This is a genomic window from Curtobacterium sp. MCBA15_007, from assembly GCF_001864905.1.
Classification (GTDB): domain Bacteria; phylum Actinomycetota; class Actinomycetes; order Actinomycetales; family Microbacteriaceae; genus Curtobacterium; species Curtobacterium poinsettiae.
The window spans coordinates 1-5,372 of sequence record NZ_MJGM01000004.1; the positions used below are offsets into that span (position 1 = coordinate 1).

At 55.3% G+C, this 5,372-nt stretch carries 2 rRNA genes; both read left to right on the forward strand.

What is annotated here, in order from left to right:
* Positions 1–188 precede the first annotated feature (188 nt).
* A 16S ribosomal RNA gene (locus tag BIU95_RS04305) occupies positions 189–1,710 on the forward strand.
* A 433-nt stretch (positions 1,711–2,143) separates the two neighbouring features.
* Positions 2,144–5,271 (forward strand): 23S ribosomal RNA (locus BIU95_RS04310).
* Together the 16S and 23S rRNA genes form the textbook arrangement of a ribosomal RNA operon.
* The last annotated feature ends 101 nt before the right edge of the window (positions 5,272–5,372 follow it).

Genomic DNA, 5,372 nt, shown 5'->3' on the forward strand with positions numbered 1-5,372 from the left:
AGTGCGTCTGGTCCTTGAGAACTCAACAGCGTGCACATTGTCAATGCCAATTTATTGATTGACCTCGTGCCTGGTCGGCTTGCTGACTGGGTCATGAAGCAATTCCTTTTGGATTGAAGATTGTCAGTAGACAGTCAACAGTCAGAATCAACTCGGTCTGATGCCTTCGGGTGTTGGGTCTGTATTTTTTTACGGAGAGTTTGATCCTGGCTCAGGACGAACGCTGGCGGCGTGCTTAACACATGCAAGTCGAACGATGATGCCCAGCTTGCTGGGTGGATTAGTGGCGAACGGGTGAGTAACACGTGAGTAACCTGCCCCTGACTCTGGGATAAGCGTTGGAAACGACGTCTAATACTGGATATGATCACTGGCCGCATGGTCTGGTGGTGGAAAGATTTTTTGGTTGGGGATGGACTCGCGGCCTATCAGCTTGTTGGTGAGGTAATGGCTCACCAAGGCGACGACGGGTAGCCGGCCTGAGAGGGTGACCGGCCACACTGGGACTGAGACACGGCCCAGACTCCTACGGGAGGCAGCAGTGGGGAATATTGCACAATGGGCGAAAGCCTGATGCAGCAACGCCGCGTGAGGGATGACGGCCTTCGGGTTGTAAACCTCTTTTAGTAGGGAAGAAGCGAAAGTGACGGTACCTGCAGAAAAAGCACCGGCTAACTACGTGCCAGCAGCCGCGGTAATACGTAGGGTGCAAGCGTTGTCCGGAATTATTGGGCGTAAAGAGCTCGTAGGCGGTTTGTCGCGTCTGCTGTGAAATCCCGAGGCTCAACCTCGGGCTTGCAGTGGGTACGGGCAGACTAGAGTGCGGTAGGGGAGATTGGAATTCCTGGTGTAGCGGTGGAATGCGCAGATATCAGGAGGAACACCGATGGCGAAGGCAGATCTCTGGGCCGTAACTGACGCTGAGGAGCGAAAGCATGGGGAGCGAACAGGATTAGATACCCTGGTAGTCCATGCCGTAAACGTTGGGCGCTAGATGTAGGGACCTTTCCACGGTTTCTGTGTCGTAGCTAACGCATTAAGCGCCCCGCCTGGGGAGTACGGCCGCAAGGCTAAAACTCAAAGGAATTGACGGGGGCCCGCACAAGCGGCGGAGCATGCGGATTAATTCGATGCAACGCGAAGAACCTTACCAAGGCTTGACATACACCGGAAACGGCCAGAGATGGTCGCCCCCTTGTGGTCGGTGTACAGGTGGTGCATGGTTGTCGTCAGCTCGTGTCGTGAGATGTTGGGTTAAGTCCCGCAACGAGCGCAACCCTCGTTCTATGTTGCCAGCGGGTTATGCCGGGGACTCATAGGAGACTGCCGGGGTCAACTCGGAGGAAGGTGGGGATGACGTCAAATCATCATGCCCCTTATGTCTTGGGCTTCACGCATGCTACAATGGCCGGTACAAAGGGCTGCGATACCGTAAGGTGGAGCGAATCCCAAAAAGCCGGTCTCAGTTCGGATTGAGGTCTGCAACTCGACCTCATGAAGTCGGAGTCGCTAGTAATCGCAGATCAGCAACGCTGCGGTGAATACGTTCCCGGGCCTTGTACACACCGCCCGTCAAGTCATGAAAGTCGGTAACACCCGAAGCCGGTGGCCTAACCCTTGTGGAAGGAGCCGTCGAAGGTGGGATCGGTGATTAGGACTAAGTCGTAACAAGGTAGCCGTACCGGAAGGTGCGGCTGGATCACCTCCTTTCTAAGGAGCATCTGGTCAGTGCTGGTCGCCCATTGTGGTTGGTTGGTTGCTGGTCCAGGCGCCTGTTTCGGACCGAACGTGTCCGACGGGTAGCTCATGGGTGGAACATTGACAGTGCAGTTGGGAGTGATGCTTCCGACCTCAGTACGCTCTGCTTGCAGGGTTGGGACGGGTCGGGGGTGGAGCGCTCAGCTGGTGCACGTTGTTGGGTCCTGAGGGACCAGGCTTCCTGCTGCTACGTGAGTGGTGGTGGGGGTTGGGCCTACGGGTCCTTCGTCGGGCCAGTGTGATCCTGCTGTTGTGGTGGGGGAGTGCTGGTGCCGATCGTATGTTGAGAACTACACAGTGGACGCGAGCATCTTTGATTCGCGTCATCCATGATCAGCCTTCGGGTTGTTGAGTGGTGACGTTGGATCGCAATTTTAATCTTTGTGGTCAAGTTTCTAAGAGCAAACGGTGGATGCCTTGGCATCTGGAGCCGATGAAGGACGTAGAAATCTGCGATAAGCCTCGGGGAGCTGATAATCGAGCTGTGATCCGAGGATTTCCGAATGGGGAAACCCCGCCAGGCGTTTTGCGACCTGGTGACTCCCGCCTGAATATATAGGGCGGGTAGAGGGAACGTGGGGAAGTGAAACATCTCAGTACCCACAGGAAGAGAAAACAACATGTGATTCCGTGAGTAGTGGCGAGCGAAAGCGGATGAGGCTAAACCGATCATGTGTGATAGCCGGCGGGCGTTGCATGGTCGGGGTTGTGGGACACGTCACTCAGTTCTGCCGGACTGGGGCGGTTACAGCGCATCATAGTCGAACCGGTTTGAAAGCCGGGCCGTAGTGGGTGCCAGCCCCGTAGACGAAATGGTGTTATGGCCGGATGTGTATCCCAAGTAGCACGGGGCCCGAGAAATCCCGTGTGAATCTGTCAGGACCACCTGATAAGCCTAAATACTCCCAGATGACCGATAGCGGACAAGTACCGTGAGGGAAAGGTGAAAAGTACCCCGGGAGGGGAGTGAAATAGTACCTGAAACCGTTTGCTTACAAACCGTCGGAGCCTCCTTAGTAGGGGTGACGGCGTGCCTTTTGAAGAATGAGCCTGCGAGTTAGTGATATGTGGCGAGGTTAACCCGTGAGGGGCAGCCGTAGCGAAAGCGAGTCTGAATAGGGCGTTTGAGTCGCATGTTCTAGACCCGAAGCGAAGTGATCTATCCATGGCCAGGTTGAAGCGACGGTAAGACGTCGTGGAGGACCGAACCCACTTCAGTTGAAAATGGAGGGGATGAGCTGTGGATAGGGGTGAAAGGCCAATCAAACTTCGTGATAGCTGGTTCTCTCCGAAATGCATTTAGGTGCAGCGTTGCGTGTTTCTCGCCGGAGGTAGAGCTACTGGATGGCCGATGGGCCTCAACAGGTTACTGACGTCAGCCAAACTCCGAATGCCGGTGAGTGAGAGCGCAGCAGTGAGACGGTGGGGGATAAGCTTCATCGTCGAGAGGGAAACAACCCAGACTACCAACTAAGGTCCCTAAGCGTGTGCTAAGTGGGAAAGGATGTGGAGTTGCACAGACAACCAGGAGGTTGGCTTAGAAGCAGCCACCCTTGAAAGAGTGCGTAATAGCTCACTGGTCAAGTGATTCCGCGCCGACAATGTAACGGGGCTCAAGCACACCACCGAAGTTGTAGATTTCGCACTATAGACAAGCCTTCGTGGTTCAGTCGTGCGGAGTGGTAGGAGAGCGTCGTGTGGCGAGTGAAGCGGCGGAGTGATCCAGCCGTGGACGCTACACGAGTGAGAATGCAGGCATGAGTAGCGAAAGACGGGTGAGAAACCCGTCCTCCGAAAGACCAAGGGTTCCAGGGCCAGGTTAATCCGCCCTGGGTAAGTCGGGACCTAAGGCGAGGCCGACAGGCGTAGTCGATGGACAACGGGTTGATATTCCCGTACCGGCGAACAACCGCCCAAGCTAATCCAGTGGTGCTAAGAGTCCTAACCCGGTTCAACCGGATCCCTTCGGGGTGATGGTGGCCGGTCTAACGCTCGACCCCATGCTGGTGCGGTTAGCGTATGAACAGGTGTGACGCAGGAAGGTAGCTGAGCCAGGCGATGGTATCCGTAAGGTGAACCTGGTGTAAGGATGTAGGGCTGACGATAGGCAAATCCGTCGTCTGTGTGCCTGAGATCCGACGCGTACCCGTAAGGGGAAATCAGTGATCCTATGCTGCCGAGAAAAGCATCGACGCGAGGTTGCAGCCGCCCGTACCCGAAACCGACTCAGGTGGTCAGGTAGAGAATACCAAGGAGATCGAGAGAATCGTGGTTAAGGAACTCGGCAAAATGCCCCCGTAACTTCGGGAGAAGGGGGGCCGGACACGTGACCGGATTTACTCCGTGAGCGTTGAAGGCCGCAGAGACCAGTGGGAAGCGACTGTTTACTAAAAACACAGGTCCGTGCGAAGTCGCAAGACGATGTATACGGACTGACGCCTGCCCGGTGCTGGAAGGTTAAGAGGAAGGGTTAGCCTTTGGGCGAAGCTCTGAATTTAAGCCCCAGTAAACGGCGGTGGTAACTATAACCATCCTAAGGTAGCGAAATTCCTTGTCGGGTAAGTTCCGACCTGCACGAATGGCGTAACGACTTCCCAGCTGTCTCAACCGCGAACTCGGCGAAATTGCACTACGAGTAAAGATGCTCGTTACGCGCAGCAGGACGGAAAGACCCCGTGACCTTTACTACAGTTTGGTATTGGTGTTCGGAGTGGCTTGTGTAGGATAGGTGGGAGACTGTGAAGCGGGCACGCTAGTGTTCGTGGAGTCATTGTTGAAATACCACTCTGGTCACTTTGGATGTCTAACGTAGGACCCTGATCGGGTTCATGGACAGTGCCTGATGGGTAGTTTAACTGGGGCGGTTGCCTCCCAAAGAGTAACGGAGGCGCCCAAAGGTTCCCTCAACCTGGTTGGCAATCAGGTGGCGAGTGTAAGTGCACAAGGGAGCTTGACTGTGAGACTGACAGGTCGAGCAGGGACGAAAGTCGGGACTAGTGATCCGGCAGTGGCTTGTGGAAGCGCTGTCGCTCAACGGATAAAAGGTACCTCGGGGATAACAGGCTGATCTTGCCCAAGAGTCCATATCGACGGCATGGTTTGGCACCTCGATGTCGGCTCGTCGCATCCTGGGGCTGGAGTAGGTCCCAAGGGTTGGGCTGTTCGCCCATTAAAGCGGTACGCGAGCTGGGTTTAGAACGTCGTGAGACAGTTCGGTCCCTATCCGCTGCGCGCGTTGGAAATTTGAGAAGATCTATCCCTAGTACGAGAGGACCGGGATGGACGAACCTCTGGTGTGTCAGTTGTTCTGCCAAGGGCACCGCTGATTAGCTACGTTCGGACCGGATAACCGCTGAAAGCATCTAAGCGGGAAGCCGTCTTCGAGATGAGATTTCCATGCACCTTGAGTGTGAGAGGCTCCCAGCAGACTACTGGGTTGATAGGCCGGATGTGGAAGCGGGGACTAACGACCCGTGGAGCTGACCGGTACTAATAAGCCGAAGACTTGATAACACACTGATTTCCGTGCACTTGTGCACGGGCTCGCGTCCACTTTGTGGTTCCCGACAGACGATCGGGAATCGAAACTGAATACACCGCTCTGCCCTCTTCAC